Consider the following 26571-nt stretch of genomic DNA (forward strand, 5'->3'; position numbering starts at 1 on the left):
TAAATCAGTAAATTTAGTTATTGTTTTGGAACGGTTCGAAGATAGTAACGTGCTTGGCATTTTATCGGAGGCAATCTCCGAGGGCATCCTTATTGTAAATGAAGAACAGAAGATTACCACCAGTAATGGTGCCGCCAATAAAATGTTTGATTATGCTGATGGCGAGCTTAATGGTAAGCCATTGGAGCTTTTGCTACCGGAACGCTTCAGGGACGGGCATGAGCATTTCTTTTCGGGCTTTATGCGTAAAGGTAAACCAAGACAGATGGGCCCGGAAGTGGATTTAGTGGGCATACGAAAAGGAGGTGAAGAATTTCCTTTGGAAATAAGCCTCAACCCTTTCAAACTTCTTCAAAAAAAGTATGTCCTTGCCTTAATAAAGGATATTACCGAAAGAAAGAAAGCTGAACAGACCATAGATTATTGGTATCAAATTTTTGACGAATCCCTGAACGAAATTTATGTGTTCGATGCGGAATCGTTCACCTTTATCAATGTGAACCGAGGCGCCCAGCTTAATTTGGGGTACAACATGCAAGAATTGGGTGAAATGTCGGTAATGGATATTAAGCCCGAGGTTACATTGGAAATCATGAAACGATTGATTTCCCCATTGTTATCGGAAAGAAGGGAAAAGGTGATTTTTGAAACCATACACCAACGCAAGGATGGCAGCAAATACCCGGTCGAGGTGCACCTTCAATTATCGTCTATTGGCAAGCAGAAGGTTTGTGTGGCCATTGTTCTGGATATTACCGAAAGGAAAAACTATACCCAACAGTTGGAAAACACTGTGGAAGAGCGTACCCAACAGTTAAGACAGGCCTTAAAGGCAGAGAAAAAGCTCAATGACCTGAAAACTAAGTTTTTATCGCTGGTGTCCCACGAGTTTAAAACACCCTTGACCAGTATTCTAACATCTACCTCGCTACTAACCAAGTATACAGAAACCGGACAGCAGGAGAGACGGGACAAGCACATAGCCACCATTAAATCCAAAGTAAAGTATTTGGATAATATTTTAACTGATTTTTTATCTATCGAGCGTTTAGACCTTGGAAAGGTAAAATATAATATCACCAGCTTTCCTTTGAGCAGATTGATCAATGAAGTGGTTTACGACTCCAATACGCTTTTAAAAGAAGGGCAGCGTATTCAATACCCCGAGAATATAGACGGTATTGTAGTGGAGTTTGATGAAAAAATTATGGGATTGGCACTTTCCAACCTTATGCACAACGCCATAAAGTATTCTCCCGAATATAGAACTATAGAGCTAAAGGTTTCAAAAGGAGAAAATCAGTTGAAAATAGACGTAGCAGATCAAGGTTTTGGAATTCCATTGGAAGACCAACCCTTTATCTTTGATAGATATTACCGGGCCAGTAATGTTTTAACCTATCAGGGTACAGGTATAGGGTTGAATATTGTTAGGCAACACATGCATAACTTAAACGCCAATGTCACTTTTAAAAGTGAACTGGGTAAGGGTTCCACATTCACACTGTACATACCAATAAATAACAAGGAAAAAGATGAAAAAAATTCTGTTGGTGGAGGATGATACCTCATTGCGTGAAAATATAGCCGAACTGCTGGAATTGTCCAGCTTTAACGTTTGTTCGGCATCGAACGGAAAAATGGCCGTGGATATGGCCAGGAAAGAACATCCGGACTTGGTGCTTTGTGATATTATGATGCCAGAAATGGATGGTTATGAAGTATTGGAAGAACTTTCTACGTATGAAAGTACGCGTTACATCCCTTTTATTTTTGTTTCTGCCAAGACCGAAAAACAAGATATTAGAAAGGGAATGAACCTCGGTGCGGATGATTATTTGACAAAACCCTTTGAAGAGGAAGAACTTTTGTCCGCCATTAAATGTCGATTGGAGAAGGCCGAACAAATGAAGACTGTTCTGGAGGAACATCCGAAACAAGCAAGCCAAGAGCATGAAATAAGAAATTTAAACGAACTCAAAAACTTTTTTGATGACCATGGTCAGTTGTTTTCCTACGATAAGGACGAGACCATTTATTCCAAAGGGGACCATTCTAACATGGTATATCTTATTTTAAAAGGAGTTGTCAAAAGTTGTGGATTGGACGAGGAAGGAAAGGAATTGATCACATCCATTTATGCAGAGGACGATTTTTTGGGCTTTACCTCATTAACGGATCACCTGCCGTACAAAGAATATGCTGTGGCCATGGAAGATGTGGAGTTGGCGGGAATATCCAAAGAAAAGGTAAAAGCGATTTTGGAAGATAACAAAAGTGTTTCACTCGAACTGATGGATGTCATAGCAGGAGACCTAGAAAATATTAAAAAGCAATTGTTGCAAATGGCCTATAGTTCGGTCAGAAAAAAAACGGCCCAGACCCTTTTAATGTATTGCAAGGCCATGAACAGGGATAAACAGGCTGCCTTAAAAATAGCACGTAGTGACTTGGCCGGAGTGGCCGGTATTGCTACGGAAAGCCTTATCAGGACCCTTTCGGATTTTAAACATGAGGGGCTTATTGCCATCGAAAACAGAAACATTTTGGTCCTTGATAGGGAAGCATTGGAACAAGTGCACTAACAAAATACATGTCATAAATAGGCCAAGTGATATTTATCATTCCTTTTTTTTTAATGAATGACAAACTTGTACCATCAATTTATGACAAATGAAGAATATTCTGGTCCCAACAGATTTTTCCGAAAACTCCATCCGCGCATTAAAGTATGCCCAAGTACTCTTTAGTGCTATGGAATGTAATTTTTATTTGCTTTATGTTGGTACATTGTTGGACACGAAAAAGGATTCTGAGTCTTTTCAGGAAGTGGAAAATGAATCCAGCGAAAACACCAAGAAAAAACTTAATGATCTGGTCAAAAATAGCCGGAAACACAGTACGGAGGCCAACCACTTTTTCTTTGCTTTGCACGAGTACGGCTTTTTCATCCCCACTATTAAAAAACATGTAGAGGAGCAAAACATACACCTTATTGTTATGGGCACCAAAGGAGTTTCTGGAATAAAGGAAAAGGTTTTGGGAAGCAACGCAGGGGATGTGATCACCAAAGTACAGTGCAATACCCTTGTTGTTCCCGTTGGTGTGGAACTTTCCAAACCAAAGGAAATAGCATTCCCTACAGATTTTAATATTTTCTATTCCCTTAAAATTTTAAGGCCAATGGAAGAAATGGTGACTTTGGGAAAAGCAAAATTCAGTGTCATGAATGCCTTAAAGGAAGGTGATAGTTTAAACGAAGAACAAGAAAAGAACAAAGAACACTTACTGGATTTCATGCAAGATTCTTTTCAAGGAACATACAGTTTTCATACAATAACCAATCAAAAAGTAAAGTCGGCCATACAGTGTTTTGTGGAGAGCAGGGACATTGATATGATCGTTATGGTCGCAAAAAACCTGAATTTTATCCAACAAATCCTATTCGACTCCATAGTGGAGCAAATAAGTTTTCATACAAAAATCCCCTTTTACGTAATTCACGAATAAGCACCTATTCCCAAACCAACCGATTCCAATTTTTGTTCCTGCATTAGATTGGTTCCTCTAAACATTTATTTAATATCTGATGTAAATCATAGTATAAAACAAGTACTGTGGATAGCTTTGTTTATAGTAGGTTTTTAAATAATAGAGCTATGATCAGAGTAGTATTGCCCACCGATTTTTCCGAACAAGCATTTCATGCTATTTCTTATGCAGTGAAGTTATTGGAGGATTCTACCTGCATTTTTTACTTGGTACATGCATATACACCAGCTATTTATAGAGTAGATTATGCACTGGGAAGTCCAGGACAATTTGGATTGGCGGATGATGAGAAATATAGGGCCGAAGAAGCACTGGAAAAAACAAGGAAAAGAATGGAGTCGCTTTTCAATATATCTAAACACACCTATATCACACATGCCGCTTTTAATTCGTTGGGTGATGAAATTGAGTCCGTTTCGCAAAAGGAAAACATCGACTTTATTGTAATGGGAACACAGGGGGCTACCGGAGCCAAAGAAATTCTTTTTGGGTCCAATACGGTTCATGTGATCCAAAAATCCAGTATTCCTGTTCTGGCCGTACCCTATGATTTTGAATACAAGCCACCGAACAACATTTTATTCCCTACCGATTATGAAGTGGATTACAATAAAGCCAATCTTGACTTTTTACTCAAGTTTTCCAAGTTATGGCATTCCAAATTACATATCATGCACGTGACCACACCTGATGGACTTGATTTGGATCAGGAAAACCACAAAGTTTTTTTGGAGGGCAAAATGTTGGAACAAAACCATAAATTTTACGACCTACCAGATCAAGAGCTCATAGAAGCCATAAATGAATTTCAAAAGGAAACCCCGGTAGAAATGTTGGCCATGGTTAAAAACAAACATACTTTTTTAGAGCGCCTTTTTGTGGAACCTACAATCAAAAATATAGGTCTCCATACCAAAGTTCCTTTTTTAGTACTTCCATATCAACAATAAGCAAAAGCCATGTCAAAGATTTTAGTGCCCACCGATTTTTCAAATAACTCGTACAATGCACTTTACTACGCAGCGAGGTTATTTCAGAACAGGGAATGCATATTTCACCTTGTAAATGTTTGCAGTGGGGATAATAGCCCCGATAAACAAAAGGCCAAAATAGAATCGGCCCAAGATTTGGATGCCATGGTGCACAGATTGGTCAGGGATGTTGGAGAAAATACAAAACATACCTTTAAAAAAGTTTCTTTATGCTCCGATATGACCGAGGGGGTTGCCCAATATGCCAAAGATCATCATGTGGATTTGACAGTAATTGGTAATAAGGGAAAAGAAGATATCAAGCACATCCTGTTTGGTAACAACGCCATGCAAATAGTTCGGGAGATCAGTAATTGCCCTGTATTGATCGTACCTTTGGAAATCGACTTTAAGAAGGTGGACAAAATTGCATTCACCTCCAATTATATAAATCCAATAGCAAAGGAAAATAGTAAAACTTTGCAGTTTTTCTGTGATTTATCCGATAGTGTAATCGTGCCCATGAGTATTGAGGAAGATAAGGCTGACGCTGCCTCCGAGAAAAACAAAGCGGATTTTCTTAAGGAAATCGGCCAAAAATGCTCCAAAGAAGTCGAGCTTCCTGTTTTTGATGGTAAAGTAAATACCATTTTGGAATTTGTAGACCTATGGAGTATTGATATGTTGTGCATGGTCTACTATCCGCATCACTTTTTCTTGGAGTTTATTGGCAAGGGGATTATAAAGGAGCTCAATACCAAATTGAACGTGCCCTTTTTGATTTTGCCACATAACCCAAGTTGACAAAAATCATGGTATATCATTATAAGGAAATGTAACTTTCATCAAAACCAAAAATCATCATGGACAAGAGAGTTTTGTTACCTACGGATTATTCAAAAAATGCATTGAATGCCATTCGATATGCATTGGAGCTCTATAAAAACGTACGATGCGATTTTTATATCCTGAATGCTTTTCATGTTTCTGGTTATACTTTGGACAGTATGAGGGTGCCCGAAGTAGGTGAACCATATTATGAAGCAGCGAAACAGGAATCGGAGGAAGGAATGGAACGATTGATGCAAATGGTGAAATTACACCCTCAAAATGATAAGCACGAATTTCATACCATAACAACTTTCAATAGCTTGACAGAAGCTATCAGAAACGTGATCGATAAAAAGGACATCGATATTATTGTAATGGGCACCAAAGGGATAACGGAGTCCAAAGCTCGCATATTTGGTACCAACACCGTAAATGTGATGGAGCAGATAAAGGAATGTCCAGTGATTGCAGTTCCCAATAATTATATGTTCCAGGAACCAAAGGAAATTGTCTTCCCGACAGATTATAGGACACCTTTCAAGAAAAAGGAAATAGGTGACTTGATAGAGATATCCAAATTGTTCGATGCAAAAATCAATGTAGTGCATATTGATAAGGATAAAGACGGAAAGCTCAGTAGAAAAGAAAAGATAAATAAGGAACTGCTACAAGAAATTCTGCAGGGAACGGATTACGAAATGCATTTTTTGCCAGCTGATAAAATTAGTAGTGGAATCAATAAGTTCATTGATGAACACAACTGCGATATGGTAGCTTTTTTGAACAAGAAACATCTGTTTTTTGGAAGCATACTATCCAACCCGTTGGTAAAAAAAATAGGGTACGATCCACAAGTGCCCATTTTAGAACTGAATGATAACTAAAAAAAGATGGAACTATGAAGCAAGTAGGAATATGGCTGGATAAACAAGAAGCCAACGGAGTAGTATTGAACAATGGAAAGGAAAGTCTTTTTAACATTCCTTCGGAACTCGATTTTTTTAATCCAAAGGGAGGCGCAAGATCAAAAACCAAATGGGGTCCACAAGACGTGGTGCAGGATAGCAAGTATCTCGAAAGGGAAAAACACCAATTACATAATTATTTTGAAAAGATAGCCGAAAAGATTTCGGATGCAGATCAAATTGCCGTTTTTGGACCCGCCGAAGCCCCTGAAAAATTTGTGGGCTCACTTAAAGAACGACACCCAGGATTGGCCGCCAAGGTAAAAACAACGGAGACAGTCGATAGTATGTCGGAAAACCAGTTCAAAGCATTGGTGAAACGATCTTTTGGGATAGATGACCGTTATCCTGAGGCCACCTAAATTTAAACCAGTAAAGTGATTTAGATCATTTCACAGGAACCGACCAAACCTTACATTCATTGGTAATTAAAAAAATGTAATACCATAATGATGGTAAGGGAAAGAAAAATAGAGGTAATGCACGATGAGCTGCAAAACTGGAAATCCTATTTGCTGTTTATCGAGGATGAAATGGCCTTTATACAGAGGTTGTTGGATTCCTATGTCTTTGAACCGAGTACGCCCAACTTGTTTGAACGGTTGGATACATTCAAACAACATTTCCATACTTCCCAAAAAAAAAGAAAGTCGCTATCAGAATCCATTAAAAAACATGAGAATGGCCTTGGGGGCATTTTTGAATGTGTGGAGCGCAAATGCGACGATCAGTATTATGAAAAGCACCAAGAGTTAAAGGATAAAATCGCTGAGTATATAAAAACCTACATCAACCTTAAAAAAGAGGTCTACAATTATGCAGGTTCGGTACTCAAAAAAAGGAAGCCATTGTACTGACAGGGCTTTGTTTTATTAAGTGAAATGGAGTTCTTGTCGGATTGTCAGATATTCATTAATCAGTAAATTATGTAGTTATGTCACTTGTAAAATTAGATGGAAAACGATTTCCATGGAACGAGAGTCTGATTGACTTCTTCAATCGAGACATGTTTATTGATGATGATTTTTTCAATTTGGAAAAAACCCATCCATCAATGAATGTCAAAGAGCATAAAGATGATTTTGAAATTGAATTTGCCGCACCTGGATTTGAAAAAAAAGATTTCGAGATCACTATGAAAGATGATGTATTGGAGGTCTCTGCCCAAAAAAGCAAAGAAGAGACCGAGGAGGATGAAAACTTCACACGAAGGGAATTCAACTACAATGCATTTACAAGAACCTTGCAATTGCCTACTTCTGTTGATCGATCAAAAGATGTAAAGGCAGTTTACGAAAATGGTATTCTTAAGCTAAAAGTCCTAAAAATGGAAGAAGCCAAAGAAGACCATAAAAAAGTTATCGAGGTGGTATAAGTAAAATTTGCGGCAGATGAGCATTCGTCTGCCGCTCAATGCAGTACAGCGATGGAAACAAAATCAAGCAAAAGAAAATTTAGGGAGTGGTTCAGTGCTGAAGAGTTGCACGAAGAATCAAAAAAATGGTTCTCGGAATTAAAATTTGCAAAAGATGAGCAAAAGTTCCTAAACAATATGGTGAAGGACTATACTTTGGATATTATTGATTCCGACATGTTCAAGACCGTTCAGCCCGTTGTGGAGTCTTTGAACAGATCTGAGAAGGATTTGGTGGACCTTTTCAAAAAGGTACAGTTGCATGAGAATCAGCTTCAAATTATGGTTGATGAGGTCGATCAAGAAAAAATGGAAGCCGCGTATCTGGATACCCATAACGACCTTGCTATGGAGGTACAGGATTACTTTGAAAAATACCGGGACTCCAAAACCAAGATATTCGATATCGTGTCCAACGTGATAAAGCGAAAAAAACAGAAGAGATTACTGAACTAAATTTATTTAGAAACAAGAAATATGAAAGTACTGGTGTATAGTGCCAAGGATTTTGAAATAAAAAACTTGGAAAAATCAAACGGCAACAAACACAAAATAAAATTTGTACCCGACGCCCTCAATTCCACTACGGCAGTGATGGCTGCCGGGTACGATGCTATTTCCATTTTTTCAAATGATGATGCCAGTTTGGTTGTATTGGAGATTCTGAAGGAGATGGGAGTTAAGTATATTTCCCTTCGTTCAACGGGTTATAACAATGTAAGTGTAAAATCTGCCAAGCGAATAGGCTTAAAGGTGGCAAACGCTCCTGAATATTCTCCACATGCTATAGCGGAACACGCTGTTGGGCTTTTGTTGGCCCTTAACCGAAAGCTGATCCTGTCGAATGAACAGGTGCACCGGTATAACTTTTTATTGGATGATTTGATAGGTTTTGACCTGAATGGAAAGACGGTGGGCATATTTGGTACGGGAAGAATCGGTTCCAATTTGGTACGGATTTTCCATGCCTTTGGATGCAAGGTGGTGGCCACGGATATACATCGAAGTCAGTATTTGATCAATCATTATGATGTGGAATATCTTCCTTTGGAGGAACTTTGTAAAAGATCGGATATCATAAGTATCAATACCCCCCTAACTTATGAAACCCACCATATTTTTAACGAACCCTTGTTCAAAGCAATGAAGAGCGAGGCCATTTTAATAAATACGGCTAGGGGCGGAATAGTTAAAACCGATGATATTATCTTGGCATTAAAACAGGGTGATATTGGCGGATACGTTACCGATGTTTATGAACATGAAAGGGATCTTTTCTTTAAGGACAATAGTAAGAAAGGAATCCAAGATGAGCAACTACAAGAGTTGATTTCGTTGCCCAATGTTCTCTTAACCCCCCACCAAGCCTTTGCTACCAAAGAAGCCCTTGTAAGAATTGCGGAAACCACAATTTACAATCTTGATTGTTGGGAAGAAGGGAGAACCTGCAAAAACGAATTGGGCTTTGAAACCATTATGCTATAACAGGGGACTCAATAGTTTTGCAAAACCTTCTATGAGTTTTTTGCCCCAAGGCCTTTCCTTATATTTTTTATAATCACTGAGGAGTGTGGATTTTTCGCAATCTTTCAGGAAATCGGTTTTCATGTGTTTGCAAAGGGAAGCATCATAAACAAAAACCTGTGCTTCGTAGTTTTGCTGAAGGCTTCGATTATCCAGGTTTGCTGTGCCTATGCTCGCAATTTCATCGTCGCAAAGCATTACCTTACTGTGTAAAAATCCTTCCGCGTACAAATAAATTTTGATCCCAGCTTTAAGGTAGGATTCAAAATAGGCCCTAACACACCAATCCACTAGTTTAATGTCCGTGCTGGAAGACATTAAGATCCTGACATCGACACCACTCAATGCAGCCGTCACTAAAGCCTGTAAAATGGCATGGTTGGGAATAATGTAGGGATTGACGATGTAGAGATATTTTTCCGAACTGTTTATAATGGAAAAATAAACCTGTTCCATCACATCAAAATCATCATCTGGTCCGCTGGGTACTATTTGAAGGGAGGTTCCTTCTTTAAGGGGGCGATACATATGAAATGTGGAAACATCAACTTTTTTGCCACTGGCAAGGTACCAATCGGTTACAAAGGTCCTATTTAAAAAGTCTACCGCTTCCCCTTCTATTTTTAAATGGGTATCGTGCCATTTGCCCAAGGCGGGGTCACCTTTAAGATATTTGTCCGAAATATTGATTCCACCCGTGAACCCGATTTTATTGTCGATTATAATAATTTTTCTATGGTTCCGGTAATTCAGTGCGGAAAGAAACCTCCCAAATTTGAAGGGTAAAAACTGGGCGGTTTCCACCCCCATCTTTTTTAGTTTTTTAAGGTATTTTTTACTCAGGGAGTAGCTTCCAATACCATCGTAAAGAAGTCGAATGGTCACATTTTCCCCTATCTTTCTTTCAAAAACCTCCAATAGTTTATCAGCAAGCAGTCCATCCTCAAAAATGTAGTACTGCAGATGGATATGCTCTTTGGCCTCTTCTAGTGCCTGAAAGATGCTTTCAAAAGTATTTTTCCCATCTTTTAGCAAATCCAAATCATTATGGCAGGTAATGGGACAATTGGATGTTTTGTGTATTAAAGATGTTATCCGTTGCTTATTTCCCGAAAGATTTGGATGGCAGGTAGCGTTCTCTGGTTCGATCAAGGAACCAAACTGATTTTTTAAAGAGAACATTTTACTTTTTCTCCTGTTGCGACCGAATAAAATGTACAACAAAGCACCAGCTACGGGAATGGTGAAAATGGCCAATAACCAAGCCAAGGTCTTGCTGGGTCTTACCCCATTCAATAGCAAGCTTATTACCATTACAAGGGCAATTATTATGTAAACCGCAATAAGAATGGGAACGAGCATCTATTTTTTTGATACTGGGTTAAATTCTAATTACAAGTTAGCAAAAGTATTTGGTGGTCGATAGCAAATCGAATATTTATCTTACTAAACAAAAAGCCCTTCTTTTTTTAAGAAGGGCCTGTTCTTTACTTAAAATCATTGATGTTGTCCCCAAGATCATAGACCTGGACATTCTCGTTTAAACTTTCAAGGATACTGCTTCCGGCCGAACTTCGATAACCGCCTGCGCAGTGAACTATAATAGGTTTGTTTTTGGGTATTTGCGTTGATGAAGACCTTAGGTCGTTAAGGGGTATGGTCAATGCACTTTCAAAATATTTTCCTTCCTCGATTTCACTTTGATTGCGGATATCTACAATAGTATATTCGTTCGGGTTGTTTTTAAAATGTGTAAGATCTAGTTTATCACTTTGCACAAGTGCGCTTTCGTCCAAGGTCAAAACTAATTTTACTTGTTTCTCATACCCGATTTTGGCAACCCTTTTCAATATACGTTCTGCATCGGAGGGTTTCTCAACAACCAAGCTAAATGGCTCTTCTGGATTTATAATGGCTCCCAGCCAAGTTTCAAATTTGGAGTTTTCAGAAACTGCCATAATATTGATACTTCCTGGTAGGTGGCCTTTTTTGAATTCGGTTTCATCCCTTACATCCACAATTAACCCATTAATGCTGGTATTTAGTTTTAAGGGGACTTGTGCTATGGATGTTCTTAGATTTTCTGGCCCTTTTCTATTGGTGTCCACATCAAAACCAAAATAAGAAGGGATAAAGGGCTGGCTGTCCAAAAGGGTATTCACAAATTCTTCTTTTGATTGTGGCTTAAAGGCCCAGTTGCCCATTCTTTCGTTGCCCAAGGTGCTACTGTTGTCGGAACTCAAATTTTTTCCACATAGGGAGCCTGCTCCGTGTGCAGGATAGACCAAGGCCCCATCGGGCAGGTCTTTGAATTTATTTTGGATGCTATGGTACATCATTTCGGCCAGTTCTTGGCGTTTTGCAGTCATATTGCCTGCTTTTTCGCGTAAATCCGGTCGGCCAACGTCACCAATAAAAAGTGTGTCACCTGTAAAAAGTGCAGTTTTTCCATCTTTTTCAGCTACAACGGTAATACTGTCCGGTGAGTGTCCAGGAGTGTTTAGCGCAGATACTTTGATGTCGCCGACCATAATGTGCTGGCCTTCATCAAAAGGTTCGTAGTTGTAATCGGCTCCCAAATCTTTGCTATGATAAATAGAGGCTCCGGTTTCCTTGTGTATCTGTAAGTGGGAGCTTATAAAATCGGCATGTGGATGGGTTTCGATAACCGCTACTATTTTTGCTTCATGCTCTTGGGCAAAAGCATAGTATTGCATAGGGTCCCTTTCAGGATCTATAACGGCCATTTCACCATTGTCCACAATGGCATAGGAATAGTGGGCCAAAGGTTTATATTCAAACTGTTTTATTTCCATAAAATAGGGTTTAAAAGGGCACCTGTAAAATAAGGTGCCCCTGTATTCAACATTGTTTTTTTAGATTTCTTTTTTGGCAAGGTACCCATCTACCTTTTCCAAAGAATCCTCTTTATTTTTTCGTTCAATTCGTCCAGGCTCTTGTGAGTAGAAACTATGACTTTATCTTCTTTTTTCCAATATACTTAACAGAGGTTTAGCTATTGGGACCGCAGCTAGTTTAACATACTATTTATCAAAGATAAAATCAACCGCCATTTGAGCATGTAGATCAGTTGTTGCCAAGGTGGGGATATCAACATCACTTTGCTGTATCAATAAAGGTAGCTCCGTGCAGCCCAAGATTATTCCATCGGCCCCTCTTGCTTTGAGCAATTCAATTTGTTTTAAATAAAATTGTTTGGCTTCTTCAGAGAATACGCCCTGTGTAAGCTCTTTGGAAACGTATTCATGTGATTGCGGAATGTACTCCTTATCTGGAATAATGGTTTCTATACCATAATTATCCATTAAAACTTTAGGGATAAAGCTTCCGGTCATCGTGGGTTTGTTTCCCAATAATCCAAGTTTTTTCAGCCCTAGACTGTGGGCTTCTTTTCCTGTTGCATCGGCAATATGTAGAATGGGAATGTTTATTTTGGGTTGTATAAAATCATAAACCATATGAGGGGTATTGGCACAAATAACTATTGCCTCCGCACCAGCAGTTTGGAGTTTCTTCGCGGTCTCTAAATATGTTGTGTTGATCTTCTCTTTGTTCTGTTCCCGCATCACTTCAATATTGATACTGTGTATGATCAAGGGAGGATTGGCCCAATCACCAATTATTTTTGAGGCCATTTGATTAATGAGCCGGTAGTAGGCTATGGTGGAATGCCAAGAAGTTCCTCCGATCATTCCCAAAGTTTTCATGTTTTCTGTCATTTTCTTCAAAAAATATCAGTGAAAGTGTAACAATTTACAGAAAAGTGATACATAAAAATATGACGTATTGCATTTTATTTAAAATAAGTGACGGATTTCAAGAACGTCAAGGAATCTGAAAACAAATCATTGTTTCTCACTGGAAATTGTAACAGATTATAACCACTGATCTAGGATTTTAGGTTAAAATTAACATAAAGCTAAATAAGCACTACTTAATTTTAAGACCCATGGATTTGATGAAATCAATTTTAGCAGATACCTACCCATTGTTAACTCAAAATAAATCAAATAACTAACATATGAAAAGAAGAGATTTTGTACAGTACGCCGGTATGGGTGCAGGGGCCATGATGATGCCCTCGCTTCTTATGGGAAACAATATTCCCGCGGAAGCCTTGCTCGAACCGGGTATGGATACCGTGCTCAAAAAGAAAATGGCCGATGTTGCCCTTAATACGGCAAAGTCCATGGGTGCTACCTATGCAGATGCCAGAATAGGAAGATATTTAAACCAATATGTTTTTACTAGGGAGGATAAAGTTCAAAATGTAGTAAATACCGAATCATTTGGAATAGGAATCAGGGTTATTGCCAATGGTACGTGGGGTTTTTCCTCAACCAATGATGTAACCGAGGATGGAATTAAAAAGGCAACCCAGCATGCGGTTTCCATTGCAAAGGCAAACTCCAAGATTCAAAAGGAACCTGTTGTTTTGGCACCAGTGCAAGGGCATGGAGAGGTTTCTTGGAAAACACCGATCCAAAAAGACTTTAAGGAAGTGCCTATCTCGGAAAAAGTCGATTTGCTTTTGAGCGCAAATTCCGCTGCCATGGAAAATGGTGCCAACTTTGTGAACTCGGCACTTTTTATGGTGAACGAGCAAAAGTATTTCGCATCTACAGATGGCTCTTACATAGATCAGGACGTACACCGTATTTGGCCAACCTTTAATGTTACGGCGATTGATCGCCAGGCAGGGAAATTTAAGAGTCGTCAGGCATTGAGTGCCCCAATGGGTATGGGATATGAGTATATGGATGGTTTGGAATCCGAAAAACTTTCAGGTCCAGAAGGTATTAAACTTTATAATAGAAGTTATGATATTGTGGAAGATGCTACCTTGGCAGCTAAGCAAGCCAAGCAAAAGTTAACCGCAAAATCGGTGGAAGCCGGTAAGTACGATTTGGTTTTGGAACCCAACCACCTTGGATTAACGATTCATGAGTCCGTGGGACACCCATTGGAATTAGATCGTGTATTAGGTTACGAAGCCAATTACGCAGGGACCAGTTTTGCAACCATGGATAAATGGGAATCTAAAAACTTTAATTACGGTAGCGACATTGTAAACATTGTAGCCGATAAAACCCAAGTTGGATCTCTGGGTGCCGTAGGATATGATGATGAAGGTGTGAAAACCAAAAAATGGGATTTGATAAGAAACGGAACCTTGGTGAACTATCAGGCCATACGTGATCAAGTTCATATGATCGATCAAAACGAATCGCACGGATGCTGTTATGCCCAAAGTTGGGAAGATGTACAGTTCCAGCGTATGCCTAATGTTTCATTGGAACCAGGTAAAGAAAAATACTCCTTGCAGGACATGATCAAGGATGTGGACAAAGGAATTTATATTCTAGGTCGAGGTTCGTATTCCATCGACCAACAGCGTTACAACTTCCAATTTGGAGGAACCTTATTTTACGAGATCAAGGATGGAGAGATTGTTGGTATGCTCGATGATGTAGCCTATCAGTCCAATACTCAAGAGTTCTGGAATTCTTGTGTTAAAATTTGCGATAAGGACGATTACAGGTTGTTTGGTTCCTTCTTCGATGGAAAAGGGCAGCCTTCCCAGGTAAGCGCCGTTTCTCACGGTAGTTCTACATCAAGATTTAATGGAATCAACGTAATCAACACAGGTAGGACCATTTAAGGTTTATTCAAATTAAATAATAAGACAATGGCTATATATACAAGAGAAGAAGCAAAAAAGATTTTGGAAAAAGCATTGAGTTTTTCCAAAGCCGATGCCTGCGAAATAAACCTAAGTGGAAGTAATAGCGGTAACATCCGATATGCGAGAAATACCGTGTCCACTGCAGGATATCGATCAACCCAAAGTTTAGCGGTACAATCAAGCTTTGGTAAAAAGGTGGGTACCGCAACCATAGATGAGTTCGATGATGCATCATTGGAAAAAGTGGTGAGAAGAGCGGAAGAACTCGCTCAGTTGTCACCAGAGAACCCCGAGTTTATGCCACCCTTGGGACCACAAGAATATGACGAAGCTATCACGTTTAAGGAAGCTACGGCCAATGTAACCCCGGAATATAGGGCGGAAGTTGCCAATAGCAGTATTACGCCCGCGGCAGCAAAAGATGTGACCGCAGCTGGATTTTTGGACGATTCGGCCCAATTTTCGGCCATGATCAACTCCAACGGACTGTTTGCATATAACCAATCCACCGATGTTGACTTTACTGTAACCATGCGTACCAATGATGGTACGGGTTCGGGCTGGGTAACAAGAGATTACAATGATATTTCCAAGTTTGATGCTGATGAGGCATCAAAAGTGGCTATCGATAAAGCTGTTATGTCGAGAGAGGCACGAGCAATTGAACCAGGAAAGTATACGGTGATTTTGGAACCTGCGGCATCGATTGGACTTTTGAGAAACATGTTCCGCTCTTTTGATGCAAGATCTGCCGATGAAGGTAGAAGTTTTATGTCCGCAAAAGAAGGTGGAACAAAAATCGGTCAAAAAATAGTGGACGAACGTGTCAATATTTGGTCTGATCCATTGCACCCCGATGTACCAACATCTACATGGAACGGAGCTGGACAACCACTCAAAAAAACCAGTTGGATAGAAAATGGAGTGGTCAAAAATTTGGCTTACAGCCGTTATTGGGCGGAACAAAAAGGTGTAGATCCTGTACCTTTCCCTAGCAACGGTATTATGGAAGGTGGAGATGAAAGCCTTGAGGATATGATAAAGGGAACCAAAAAAGGTATTTTGGTAACACGCTTTTGGTATATCCGAAGCGTGGACCCACAAACCTTATTGTATACCGGTTTGACCAGGGACGGAACTTTTTATATTGAAAATGGACAAATCAAGTTTCCAGTGAAAAACTTCAGGTTCAATGAGAGCCCGATTATTATGTTGAATAATTTGGAATCTCTTGGACAACAAGTACGTGTCAATGGCAACTTAATACCCTATATGAAGATTCGTGACTTTACGTTCACCAGTCTTTCGGACGCGGTATAAACATTGGAATTAAAACAAACTGGTGGTCAGGTTAGCCCTGATCGCCAGTTTTTATTTTGGCAATTTTTAGCCTACGACCCAAATGGCATTGGATAACGAATTCTTTTTTACACGCTTACAGTATGAATCGGGAGATTGGGATGTGGACCAGCGTATGCCTTCAAATCTGTTGAATTCACTGGTCGAGTATACCACCCTCAAGGTGGATACCCAAGAAAAAATCATTACCCTGGCCAGCGACGATATCTTTAAAAGCCCCTTTTGTTATATTTCGGGCCATAAATTGGTACAGTTCACCAAGAAGGAACGGGAAAACTTTGAAAAATATGTCCGCAATGGCGGTTTTGTGTTTGCCGATGACTGTAATCATGATATTGATGGACTCTTCGCCAAATCCTTCGAACGCCAAATGGAAGAGATATTCGGCCCGGGAGCATTGAAAAAAATACCCAATGACCACGAAATCTATACCATTTTCTTTGAGTTTGATGATGGTCCGCCCACTACATCACAAGAGCTTAACGGTTGGGGAGACGATTTGGTGCACGATTACCTCAAAGCCATTGTAATCGATGGAAGAATCGGCGTGCTATACAGTAATAAGGATTATGGCTGCGAATGGGATTACGACTTTAGAAACAAACGCTGGTACAAAATTGACAATACCCGATTTGGGGTAAATATTGTGTTATATGCTTTAACCTCTTAACGATACTAATTTGGATAAAGAACTACAACAAATTGCAAATGAAGTAGAAGGGCTTTCCGAAAAATTGACCGCCCTCAAAAAGGAAATTGGCAAAGTAATTATAGGTCAAGAAGAGACCGTTTCCCAATTGCTGATTACATTTCTAGTGGGAGGGCATGCCTTGCTCGAGGGTGTTCCGGGACTGGCCAAAACTTTGATGATCCGTACACTATCCAACGCTATAGACTTAAAATTCAAACGGATACAGTTTACGCCCGATCTTATGCCTTCGGACATTATCGGAACCGAAATTTTGGAGGAGGATCATACCACGGGCAAAAAGTTCTTCAAGTTTAATAAAGGGCCTATTTTCTCCAATATTATATTGGCGGACGAAATCAACCGTACGCCCCCAAAAACACAGGCAGCCCTTTTGGAGGCCATGCAGGAGTTTGAAGTGACCTATGGGGACAAAACATACCAGTTGGACAAACCATTTTTTATATTGGCCACACAAAACCCAATAGAACAATCAGGAACCTTTGTATTGCCGGAAGCACAACAGGATAGATTCTTGTTGTACATCAAAATCGGATATCCAACGGATGAGGAGGAAACACAGATATTAAAGGCTACTACGGGTACCAAAAAGACACAATTGAACAAGGTTTTGTCTGGGGACGATATCATCAGATTGCAACAATTGGTCCGTGAAGTTTCCATTAGTGATGGTTTGATTCAATATGTAAGTGATGTGATACGGGCCACCCGTCCAGATACGACCTCGGTGGACTATGTGAAACAATGGGTGGATTGGGGAGCAGGTCCCCGTGCAGGTCAGGCCATGATCTTGACCGCTAAGGCAAATGCACTTCTGGAAGGTCGATTGGCCGTTACTTTGGAAGACTTGCAAACTGTGGCTATGCCGGTACTGCGGCACAGGGTTCTCGTGAACTTTAGGGCAGATGCCGAAGGAATTACTTCGGATACGGTCACAAAAGAAATATTGAAAGCAGTTCAATTAAGGGATAAGTAATGGCGGCCAGGGATTACCACGACCTTTTACAACCGGAAGTCATCAATACTGTATCGGGCCTTAGCTTGATTTCACGTATTGTGGTGGAAGGATATACCTCTGGTCTGCATCGGAGCAAGAGCGTGGGGCCTGGTATGGAATTCAGTCAATACCGAGGCTATGAACCTGGGGACGACCTAAGGCTTCTCGATTGGAAAATGTTGGCACGCTCTGGGCGGTACTACATTAAACAATCCGAAGTGGAAAGTCATGTAACCGTTAAGTTTATTGTAGATGCCAGTGCATCCATGGAGCACGAAGAAAACGGGATTTCCAAATTGGAATTTGCACGTGTCATGGTAGCCTGTCTGTCCTATATGGCACAAAAACAGGGGGATTCCGTAGGTCTTTTTGCCTTAAATGAAGATGATTTTGTGAGCATTTACCCCAAAGCGGACCAAAAACATTTTAATCGTTTATTGCTCGAACTGTTAAAGATATCCACCAAAGGGAGATGGCCCGAACTTTCTATTGCCTCGCGTAGGATACACAATAGGGGAGAAAAGGAGTTGGTATTTTTCCTGACTGATATGTATGAAGATGTTTCGGAACTGTCCGACTTTGTAAAGAACTTGAAGACCGCTCATAATGAGGTAGTGGTACTTCAAATTATGGCGGGTGCAGAAATGGATTTTAATTATAAAAACTCCGTCACTTTTGAAGATTTGGAAACGGGGGCCAAAGTAAAGGTTGATGTTAATAAGGCCAAAGCCGACTACTTGAGGACCTTGGAAGAAAAAATAAAACAGACCAAAGAGCAGTTACTCTCCCAAGGTGTTCACTATCATCTATTTAGAATGGACAGTGATTTGGGCGATGCTTTGCAGCTCTTTTTAAAGGAACGAATACGATTGGTGTAAATGGTTTTTGCGAATCCTTCATATCTCTGGGCACTTTTGGGACTTTTGGTTCCCTTGGCCATCCATTTGTGGAGCAAGAAGGAGGCTAGGACCGTAAAAATTGGAAGTATCCAGTTATTGGACGAATCCAATTCACGGCAATCCAGCAGCATACAGTTGAATGAATGGTTGTTACTTTTGCTTCGAATGTTGATCGTTGCACTTATTGTTTTGCTGATGGCAGGTCCTCAATGGCGTATCAACGGCAATCAAAAACAGATTACCTATTTGGTAGAGGCATCCATTGCCAACGAGTCATCCATAGGCAGTATTTTGGATAGTTTACAAGAGGATTCCCCAGTTTTTTTGTTGAAAAAAGGTTTTCCCGAATGGGAAGCGGATGCGGATTATAGCGGTGATAAAGAGCAGCCCAACTATTGGCAACTGGTGCAAAAAATGGATTCGTTGCGTTCCGATAGTATTGTGGTGTTTACCAAGGCATTGGCAAAAGGAATTCGGGGCATGCGGCCCAATACCCAAAAGAAAATCCATTGGGTGGTCATGGAATCCGAAGAAACCCAGGATGTGCCCTTGCTGGCTTTAAATGGTGAACCTGGAGTTGAATTAATGATATCTTCCAGCAATAGTGTTTCAACCAAGATCGATCGGGAAATGTTGGTCGATGGCTTTGAAATTGTAGATAGTGGCGATAGTCTTCATTTACTTTCCGGTGATGCAAAAACGGTTCCTTTAAAACGTTTGGATACACTTCATGTAAATATGTATGTAGAAGAAAATTTTGAACGGGAAGGAAATTATATCGAAGCATCTTTTAGGGCCCTCTCAGCATTTTTAAAGCGGGAGATCATTATTCATAAAGAGGAAAATGTATTACCTAACGATGAAACAACGTTGAATATCTGGTTGGGTAATGAGGCAAACGACCATTCTAAAGGCAAATGGTTGATTTATTGGCCAAACCCTATGGCCAAACAGTTGATTGAATTGACAAATACAAAAAACACATATCATCTCACTTCAAGATTAAACCCTAAAAACACGGTGGAACAACATTTGCCGGAACAGTTATTGGATATTTTGGATTTGAACATGGAATTAAAGGCATTGGTACGTGAAGTTGATGTAAGGCAATTGGATGAGACGGAAATCAAACCCAATTATGTGGAACCTAAACGGAAACGGGAAAGGGCGACCATGATCGATATTTCGCTGTGGGTATTTTGTTTGCTTGCAGGTTTGATGATTCTGGAGCGGTTGATAGCGAATTATAAAAAACAATGATTGGAGCAGGGGGCATAAAACAATTTCAGCGCCGATGGCAGCAAACCATGTATGTGGAAGCAATGTTCTATGCTGTCGGGTTTGGTGGTTTGGTATACCTGTTGACCCATAATCTGTTCTATGGAATTATTGGGGTCGCCATCGCTGCGGTAATTGCTGTTTTTGTTTTAAAACCATGGAATATAAGTTCGGAAAACGCCGTAGCTTATATTGATGCCCATTTGCCCCAGGCCGGATATAGCAGCGGTCTTTTGTTGTCGCCGGCCCATGAACTCTCCAATCTGTCCAAGCTACAGCAATATCTCATAGCAGAGCAATTACAACCTGTTTTGTCCAAACTAAGACCTCCCCATAATTTGCTCCGGGCGACTCTTGCAATGTTTGGATTGATTTTATTGGGACTTGCAGGAAGTTTTATACTGGACAAGGTGGAAAGTCCGTTAAACGCGACACCATCCAATAAGGAACAAATCACTTTTGCACCGAAAGATAGCCTATCCGCCACTCTTAAAATTCCTGAATTGACGGGTACTAGCATTACCGTTGAGTATCCAAATTATACTAAAAAAGCACCATTGAATACAACGGACCCTAACATTAAAGCGGTGCAAGGCTCCAGAATTGTTTGGAACCTAAAATTTGAAGGAAGGGTAAAGGAAGTGGAAATGGACCTGATGGGAGAGCGCATCAGTTTTACAGAAAAAAAGACTGGATATCGATTGAGCAAGACTTTGGAAGCCTCTGGATTTTATAGTTTTACTTTTAAAGATGCTGATGGGAACGACTATGTGAGCAATCTATATTCCTTGGAAATGGTAACGGATGAACCACCCATGGTTCAAATTGAGGGCTTGGACAATTATAGCTACTTCGAATTCGATGACGACAAACGCTTGATGTTGAACACCAATATTTCCGATGATTTTGGGATTGCCGACGCCTACATTGTTGCAACGGTAAGTAGGGGGTCAGGTGAGTCGGTAAAGTTCAGGGAGGAGACACTATCATTTGATAACGCTATTCCCAAAGGGGAAAAGTTACTTCAGCTTAAAAAACAATTGGATCTAGATGCCCTTAAAATGGAGCCGGGGGACGAACTTTATTTTTATGTAGAGGCACTTGATCAAAAAGCACCATCACCGAACATTGCGCGCAGCGAAACATATTTTGCTGTAATCCGCGATACCATTACCGATGCATTTGCAGTGGAGGGAAATTTGGGCGTTGACTTGATGCCCGACTATTTTAGGAGCCAACGTCAATTGATTATAGATACCGAAAAATTGATTGCCGATCGACCCAATATTTCCGAAAAGGATTTCAAGTTCAGAAGCAATGAATTGGGTTTTGACCAAAAACAGCTACGCTTAAAGTATGGACAGTTTATGGGGGATGAGACCGAAATGCAAGCGGCCCCTGGGCAGGTTTCATCTACTGAAGAGGGAGATACTGAGGAACATTCTGGGGAAGAAGGTGAGGAAGATCTTTTGGATGGATACAGTCATAAACACGATAATGAGAACGAACATAATCTGGTTGAAGAGCACGACCATGAAAATGAGGGACAAGTAGAAGAGGAGGACCCACTTCATGATTATCTGCACAATCATTCGGACCCGGAGGAGTCGACCTTGTTCGAGAAATCCTTAAAAGCAAAGCTTAGGGATGCCTTGAACATTATGTGGGATGCCGAACTATACCTGAGACTCTACGAGCCCGAAAAATCGTTGCCACATCAATATGATGCGCTCAAAATAATTCAGGATATTAAAAACAGTGCTCGAATCTATGTACACCGCATTGGTTTTGACCCACCCCCTATTAAAGAGGAGAACAGGTTGAGCGGCGATATTGAAGATATCACCAATTTTGATAAACAGGAAGCGTATGCATACCAAATGTCTTTTGCTTCGACCAGGGAGGCTATTTCACGTTTGGAGGTTTTGATAAAAAACGAATCATCATTTTCGGATACCGATAGCGCTCTTTTTGTTGATGCGGGAAACGAATTGGCACAAAAGGCCATCTCGGAACCGTTAAAATATTTGAAAGTATTGCAGGGGTTGCGAGACTTGGAAAAAGCCGTCAACAGAACCGAAGAAAATTACCGGATGGTTCAGAAAAATCTTTTGTCCGTGTTGCCTCAAGTGGATGACAACCCTATGAAAAAAGCAAAATACCAAGACGAAATCAATCTATTGTATTTAAAAGAATTGTATATATATGAGTGATGGTGTGGTATTTTTGAATCAGCATCTCTTATGGCCCGTTGTTTTGATCGGACTGTTACTTTTTGTGGTTTTTGTTTGGAAAGAATGGTCTCAACGAAAGGAAAGAAGGTTTTGGGTAAAGTTTGTTGCCGCATTTTCAGCCATTGTTTCACTCGTTATGATTGTATTGAAGCCAAGTACCCATCAAGAAGCCACAAGGGGTAAAGCAATCATATTGACAGAAGGATATCGACCCGCCCAACTGGACAGTTTAACAGCCATTTACAAACGGATTCCAATGGAGGAGTACACCAAAGGAAGAACTTTGTCGATTTTGGAAGATGCGGACTCACTGTTTCTTCTAGGTCATGGGTTGGTTCCTTTTGATTTATGGCAAATACAGGATAAATCCGTTGCCTTTTTGGGTGGCAAAAAGGTGGGAGGGTGGACGGCCATCTCTTCGAATAGGAATGAAGCAATTTTAGGGGAGTCACTGGAAATAAACGCCAAATACTCCAATCCGAAAATTGGGCATTTGGCCGTTTTGACCGACAATGGTGGAAATCCTTTAGACTCGGTCCCTTTTGAGGAATTAGGGGAGCAAGTGGTCACATTCAGGACCACTCCCAAAGTAAGTGGAGAGTTTGTATACCATCTTTTGGTGAAGAATGAGGATGGGGTACTCTCGGATGAGCCCCTTCCCCTTAAAGTGGTGGCAGGTGAGCCCTTAAAAGTATTGTTGATCAATACCTTCCCAACTTTTGAGACCAAATACCTTAAGAATTTCTTGACTGAGCGGGGCCATGAAGTCTTGGCGCGCACGCAACTTACCAAAGGCAAGTACAAGTTCGAGTACTTCAACGGAGCATCGAACCCTATTTATGGTTTTACCTCCGAAAATTTAAAGGATTATGATCTTTTGATTATCGATACGGATTCTTACACTGGTCTTGGAAGAGCATCAAAAGCAGCTATGGAAGAGATTGTCGAATCAAACGGACTGGGTGTTTTTATCCAACCCAATGAAAGCTTGTTCAGACTTGGAGACAGTAATTCTCCATTTAAATTCAATCGGGATTTTTTAACGGAGATCACGTTTGGGGAATTGGAACAAACCTTACAAAAATATCCATTTACATTTCAAGAAGAAGTTCGAACGCAGGAAGTTCTCGTAGATTCCGCTGCTGTGGCCGCTTATGTACCGGTGCAAATGGGTAAGGTGGGCACCACATTGCTCCAAAACACCTATCAACTGGTCTTGGATGGAAACGAACCGCTTTATGCCCATATCTGGACTCAAATCTTGAACAGTATGGCGAAGGAACAACAAAATGTAGCGGAATGGTCAAGTATTACCAAATATCCAAGACCAGACCAGCCTTTTGAATTTGAGCTGTATACTGCTTTAAACGATTTGACCGTGAAAACCGATGAGGGGGAGGCTATTTCTTTACTTCAGGATGATTTAATGACCCATAAATGGACAGGGACGCAATATCCTCGAAAAACAGGGTGGAACCAATTACAGGTTTCCCATGATTCCATTGCACCATTTTCATATTTCGTCTATGGCCGAGATCAGTTGCAGTCTATTACCAAGTCCGAGACTTTAAAAGCCAATTACCGTGCGTTTGGCAAGACAAGCAGTTTTGCTGCCTCCGTTTCTGCAACAAAAAAGGAATTGGTGCCTATATCACCATTGTGGTTTTATATAGTACTTCTTTTGTGTATGGGCTGGTTGTGGCTGGAGCCAAAATTGGTTGATTAGTTTTTTATTGATTGTCTTTTTCCTCCCTTTTCTTTTTGCTCATTCCAACAATAAATAACAATCCACCAACTGCTACAAGAACATTTCCCAAAGATTCAACATTTCCTTCGAAGGTTGCTGAGAGAACAACTCCTATAGAAATTACGGTAATTCCCATATAAATGTATTTCCTATACGCTTCTCTTTTTTCCATTTTGATTGTAGGTTTTATAGATTAACTGTAGTTTGATTCATTTTAAAGCTCTTTGTGTTTACTATTTTGTTTTTTAAAGTGCCACAAATAATCCAAATTATCTTTTTTTACTATTAAAAAGGTAGCTGCTGCGGCTATTAGCGTTGCAGGAAATCCCGAACCAATACCCAATGGAGCAATGGCAATAAAGAATAGTATGGCTCCTGCACATGCTATTTTAACAACCATGCCCTTCAAGATAATACCAAAGGCGATGAGTCCCTGTCCTATCGATATTAAGGTAACAGTAGTAACAATGTTGGACTTGAACCAATGTATTATGAAATTGTGATACCCTTCAAAAGGGGTCAGGGTGGCATAAATCAAATAGTAGTCGGGTGTTTTATGAGCAGTGGTATAGTTTAACCAACTGGCCCAGGCAAATAATATAAAAAAGAACAAACGAGTCAGTTTTGTCCATCGAAAAGATGTTGCCAGAACAACTAGGGCGATACCGTTGCTTATGGACCATGGGATAAGATTTTCTTTTAAGAGCTCCATTCTTTTTAAGAATTTGACAGAACATTTATAAGTTCTTCACATCCGGAATTATTTATAAACCTTGTATGCTCCTCAATATGTTCAAATTGCTTGCCTATTATTTGGGAACAACAAATGTTTGAATTGGTATATTGATAAAATGTATCCAAAGTTTCTTTTGCGTAGGGGTTGTCCATGGACGATCTTTCAGCTACTTCACGGCACCATTGGAGGGATTTCATCCAAATTGCTGCAGCCAAAGCTCCACATGCAGCCCCACTTAAACCAAGGCCTCCTGCAAATCCGGCTACCATAATGGACTCTTCATCACTTGCCCCCATTTTTTTGGCAACCTCGGAAGCACAGCTATGGCATTCCCCCGATGTTTCGCTTTTACTCTCCGATATACCTTGAATAGCCGATTTTACTGCCTCTGGTGCCCATTGTTCGGCTAGATTGAAGCAGTGCAAAAACCTTCCGGTAAAAAAGTATTTGGCCATACTTAAATTACTGGAAAAGTCACAGTGGGTAATATCGCGACAATTTATGGTATGCTCTCGTTCTGAAAATGAGTCCATTACTTTTTTTGTGGCATGGACGGCCACGAAAATAGCTTGGTTTTTATCCTTACATTGCCTATAGGCCTCGGCCCCAATTGCTAAGGATGCTCCCCAAAGCATACCGCATTGATGACCCTCTTGCATAATTCCTCCGGCCAAAGAGTCCGATGCACGCTCTTCTTGCTCTTTTAAATGACCAAATTCACGGTTCAAAATGTAGAAAAAGGTTCGGGAGCACGTTCTTAGCTTTTTAAATACTTTTTTACCGTCCTTTGGACCCTCTTCAGGTATTTTTATATCAGTATCCATGGGGTATATTTTGAATTTGACCTTTAGAAGGTAATGCGATTCAAAATACAATCCTATGATATAGGTTAGTTTGATGGAAAACGATAAACTGCATTCCTCAGGATATGCTATTCATCCGTTAGCATTGACAACCTATGCTCGATTTTTTCAATGGATTGGATGACGGTGGAAATTCGATTGACTCCTCCTGCGTAATTGTCTTTGTTCAAGATTAAGTTGTTACGTGCTTTGGAATGGGTATCAAAAATGGTTGGGTCCGTAACTATGACATACTCCCGAAACTTAAAGTCAACGAGGGATATTTCCTGTAACAATGGTTTCCAATCGGTCAGAAATGAGTATTCCACATCGGTGATTGACCTACTTACTTGCTTTATATCATTGTCGTAATAATTACTTAAAAGCAACCGCAGCTCGTTGTCCGACATTTTATCCAATCCGTTGGATTTTAGGGCTTCGTAGGAATTGGTTATTGAGGCGAACCTTTCGAACTGGACGATATCCCCCAGCCAAAACTTCAAACTATCGGGGTGTTTATACTGTTGATGATCCATAATTTTATCGATGGAGGTAATCGCTTTTTTAAAATTATCCTGGATTTTCTTAAGGGAAATTTTATCATTTCCTATGTTTTCCTGTATTTGGGCAAGCATTTCCTGCTCAAAAACATTACTTTTTCTGTTTTCGTTCCAATCATTTACTTGTAAAGCAATCAAAATACCAATGACCACCAAAACAATTTCTCCAATGGCGTATTTTAAATACTTTCCCATTTTTCCTTGAGAAAGGAAGTCCTTCCTGATTTTTCTAAAGAATGTGATCAT

General features: G+C 40.2%; 26 protein-coding genes. 19 read left to right on the plus strand and 7 right to left on the minus strand.

What is annotated here, in order from left to right; translation table 11 throughout:
- Positions 1–25 precede the first annotated feature (25 nt).
- The 11 genes from J0654_RS02220 to J0654_RS02270 all read left to right on the plus strand — a co-directional run bounded on the left by J0654_RS02220 (position 26) and on the right by J0654_RS02270 (position 9218).
- The gene (locus tag J0654_RS02220) at positions 26–1564 is read left to right on the plus strand and encodes a sensor histidine kinase (protein ID WP_237685866.1); all 1539 of its coding nucleotides are present in this window, start codon (positions 26–28) and stop codon (positions 1562–1564) included.
- Entirely contained in the window at positions 1536–2585 is a 1050-nt protein-coding gene (locus J0654_RS02225) for a response regulator (protein WP_207026139.1), read from the plus strand. Before J0654_RS02220 ends, J0654_RS02225 begins: the two co-directional genes overlap by 29 nt.
- Before the next feature lie 88 nt (positions 2586–2673).
- Positions 2674–3510, plus strand: coding sequence for a universal stress protein (locus J0654_RS02230; protein WP_207026140.1), 837 nt, complete (start codon positions 2674–2676; stop codon positions 3508–3510).
- A 149-nt stretch (positions 3511–3659) separates the two neighbouring features.
- Positions 3660–4502 carry a universal stress protein gene (locus J0654_RS02235; protein ID WP_207026141.1) on the plus strand — a complete coding sequence of 281 codons (843 nt, stop codon included), beginning with the start codon at positions 3660–3662 and terminating at the stop codon, positions 4500–4502.
- 9 nt (positions 4503–4511) lie between these two features.
- On the plus strand, positions 4512–5327 hold the full coding sequence (locus J0654_RS02240; protein WP_207026142.1) for a universal stress protein: 816 nt from the start codon (positions 4512–4514) through the stop codon (positions 5325–5327).
- A gap of 59 nt (positions 5328–5386) precedes the next feature.
- Positions 5387–6238, plus strand: a complete 852-nt coding sequence (locus J0654_RS02245; protein ID WP_207026143.1) for a universal stress protein — start codon at positions 5387–5389, stop codon at positions 6236–6238.
- A 14-nt stretch (positions 6239–6252) separates the two neighbouring features.
- Positions 6253–6681: a hypothetical protein gene (locus J0654_RS02250; RefSeq protein WP_207026144.1), complete on the plus strand. Its 429-nt coding sequence runs from the start codon at positions 6253–6255 to the stop codon at positions 6679–6681.
- Positions 6682–6768: 87 nt separating this feature from the next.
- Positions 6769–7176, plus strand: coding sequence for a hypothetical protein (locus J0654_RS02255; RefSeq protein WP_207026145.1), 408 nt, complete (start codon positions 6769–6771; stop codon positions 7174–7176).
- 77 nt (positions 7177–7253) lie between these two features.
- Positions 7254–7694, plus strand: coding sequence for an Hsp20/alpha crystallin family protein (locus tag J0654_RS02260; protein WP_207026146.1), 441 nt, complete (start codon positions 7254–7256; stop codon positions 7692–7694).
- A gap of 51 nt (positions 7695–7745) precedes the next feature.
- A complete protein-coding gene (locus J0654_RS02265) occupies positions 7746–8189 on the plus strand; it encodes a hypothetical protein (protein WP_207026147.1) in 444 nt (147 codons plus the stop codon).
- A 21-nt stretch (positions 8190–8210) separates the two neighbouring features.
- Complete coding sequence (locus J0654_RS02270; protein ID WP_207026148.1) at positions 8211–9218, plus strand: 2-hydroxyacid dehydrogenase; 1008 nt, start codon at positions 8211–8213, stop codon at positions 9216–9218.
- Here J0654_RS02270 and cls read toward each other — a convergent pair.
- The 3 genes from cls to J0654_RS02285 all read right to left on the minus strand — a co-directional run bounded on the left by cls (position 9213) and on the right by J0654_RS02285 (position 12985).
- A complete protein-coding gene (gene cls / locus J0654_RS02275) occupies positions 9213–10619 on the minus strand; it encodes a cardiolipin synthase (RefSeq protein ID WP_207026149.1) in 1407 nt (468 codons plus the stop codon). The genes J0654_RS02270 and cls overlap by 6 nt on opposite strands.
- A 125-nt stretch (positions 10620–10744) precedes the next feature.
- Positions 10745–12073 carry an MBL fold metallo-hydrolase gene (locus J0654_RS02280; protein ID WP_207026150.1) on the minus strand — a complete coding sequence of 443 codons (1329 nt, stop codon included), beginning with the start codon at positions 12071–12073 and terminating at the stop codon, positions 10745–10747.
- A gap of 228 nt (positions 12074–12301) precedes the next feature.
- Entirely contained in the window at positions 12302–12985 is a 684-nt protein-coding gene (locus tag J0654_RS02285; protein WP_207026151.1) for an aspartate/glutamate racemase family protein, read from the minus strand.
- Between the two features lie 314 nt (positions 12986–13299).
- Between J0654_RS02285 and J0654_RS02290 the strand changes: the two genes are divergently transcribed.
- From J0654_RS02290 to J0654_RS02325, 8 genes are all read left to right on the plus strand, one after another.
- Positions 13300–14940 carry a TldD/PmbA family protein gene (locus J0654_RS02290; protein WP_207026152.1) on the plus strand — a complete coding sequence of 547 codons (1641 nt, stop codon included), beginning with the start codon at positions 13300–13302 and terminating at the stop codon, positions 14938–14940.
- Positions 14941–14967: 27 nt separating this feature from the next.
- A complete protein-coding gene (locus tag J0654_RS02295) occupies positions 14968–16284 on the plus strand; it encodes a TldD/PmbA family protein (RefSeq protein ID WP_207026153.1) in 1317 nt (438 codons plus the stop codon).
- 88 nt (positions 16285–16372) lie between these two features.
- Positions 16373–16993 (plus strand): DUF4159 domain-containing protein, encoded by a 621-nt coding sequence (locus tag J0654_RS02300; protein WP_207027927.1) that lies wholly within the window; start codon positions 16373–16375, stop codon positions 16991–16993.
- A gap of 10 nt (positions 16994–17003) precedes the next feature.
- Complete coding sequence (locus tag J0654_RS02305; RefSeq protein WP_207026154.1) at positions 17004–18008, plus strand: AAA family ATPase; 1005 nt, start codon at positions 17004–17006, stop codon at positions 18006–18008.
- Positions 18008–18907 carry a DUF58 domain-containing protein gene (locus J0654_RS02310; protein ID WP_207026155.1) on the plus strand — a complete coding sequence of 300 codons (900 nt, stop codon included), beginning with the start codon at positions 18008–18010 and terminating at the stop codon, positions 18905–18907. Before J0654_RS02305 ends, J0654_RS02310 begins: the two co-directional genes overlap by 1 nt.
- Entirely contained in the window at positions 18908–20188 is a 1281-nt protein-coding gene (locus tag J0654_RS02315; RefSeq protein WP_207026156.1) for a BatA domain-containing protein, read from the plus strand. It abuts the gene before it with no gap.
- Positions 20185–22419 carry a tryptophan-rich sensory protein gene (locus J0654_RS02320; RefSeq protein ID WP_207026157.1) on the plus strand — a complete coding sequence of 745 codons (2235 nt, stop codon included), beginning with the start codon at positions 20185–20187 and terminating at the stop codon, positions 22417–22419. Before J0654_RS02315 ends, J0654_RS02320 begins: the two co-directional genes overlap by 4 nt.
- Positions 22412–24166 (plus strand): hypothetical protein, encoded by a 1755-nt coding sequence (locus tag J0654_RS02325; protein ID WP_207026158.1) that lies wholly within the window; start codon positions 22412–22414, stop codon positions 24164–24166. Before J0654_RS02320 ends, J0654_RS02325 begins: the two co-directional genes overlap by 8 nt.
- Positions 24167–24170: 4 nt before the next feature.
- On the opposite strand, the gene J0654_RS02330 is transcribed toward J0654_RS02325, so the two are convergent.
- From J0654_RS02330 to J0654_RS02345, 4 genes are all read right to left on the minus strand, one after another.
- On the minus strand, positions 24171–24359 hold the full coding sequence (locus tag J0654_RS02330; protein ID WP_207026159.1) for a hypothetical protein: 189 nt from the start codon (positions 24357–24359) through the stop codon (positions 24171–24173).
- 42 nt (positions 24360–24401) lie between these two features.
- Positions 24402–24899: a hypothetical protein gene (locus J0654_RS02335; protein WP_207026160.1), complete on the minus strand. Its 498-nt coding sequence runs from the start codon at positions 24897–24899 to the stop codon at positions 24402–24404.
- Positions 24900–24904: 5 nt separating this feature from the next.
- On the minus strand, positions 24905–25747 hold the full coding sequence (locus J0654_RS02340; RefSeq protein WP_207026161.1) for a C-GCAxxG-C-C family protein: 843 nt from the start codon (positions 25745–25747) through the stop codon (positions 24905–24907).
- A 107-nt stretch (positions 25748–25854) separates the two neighbouring features.
- A complete protein-coding gene (locus tag J0654_RS02345) occupies positions 25855–26571 on the minus strand; it encodes a DUF6090 family protein (protein WP_207026162.1) in 717 nt (238 codons plus the stop codon).

Source organism: Flagellimonas profundi (assembly GCF_017313275.1).
Taxonomy (GTDB): Bacteria; Bacteroidota; Bacteroidia; order Flavobacteriales; family Flavobacteriaceae; genus Flagellimonas; species Flagellimonas profundi.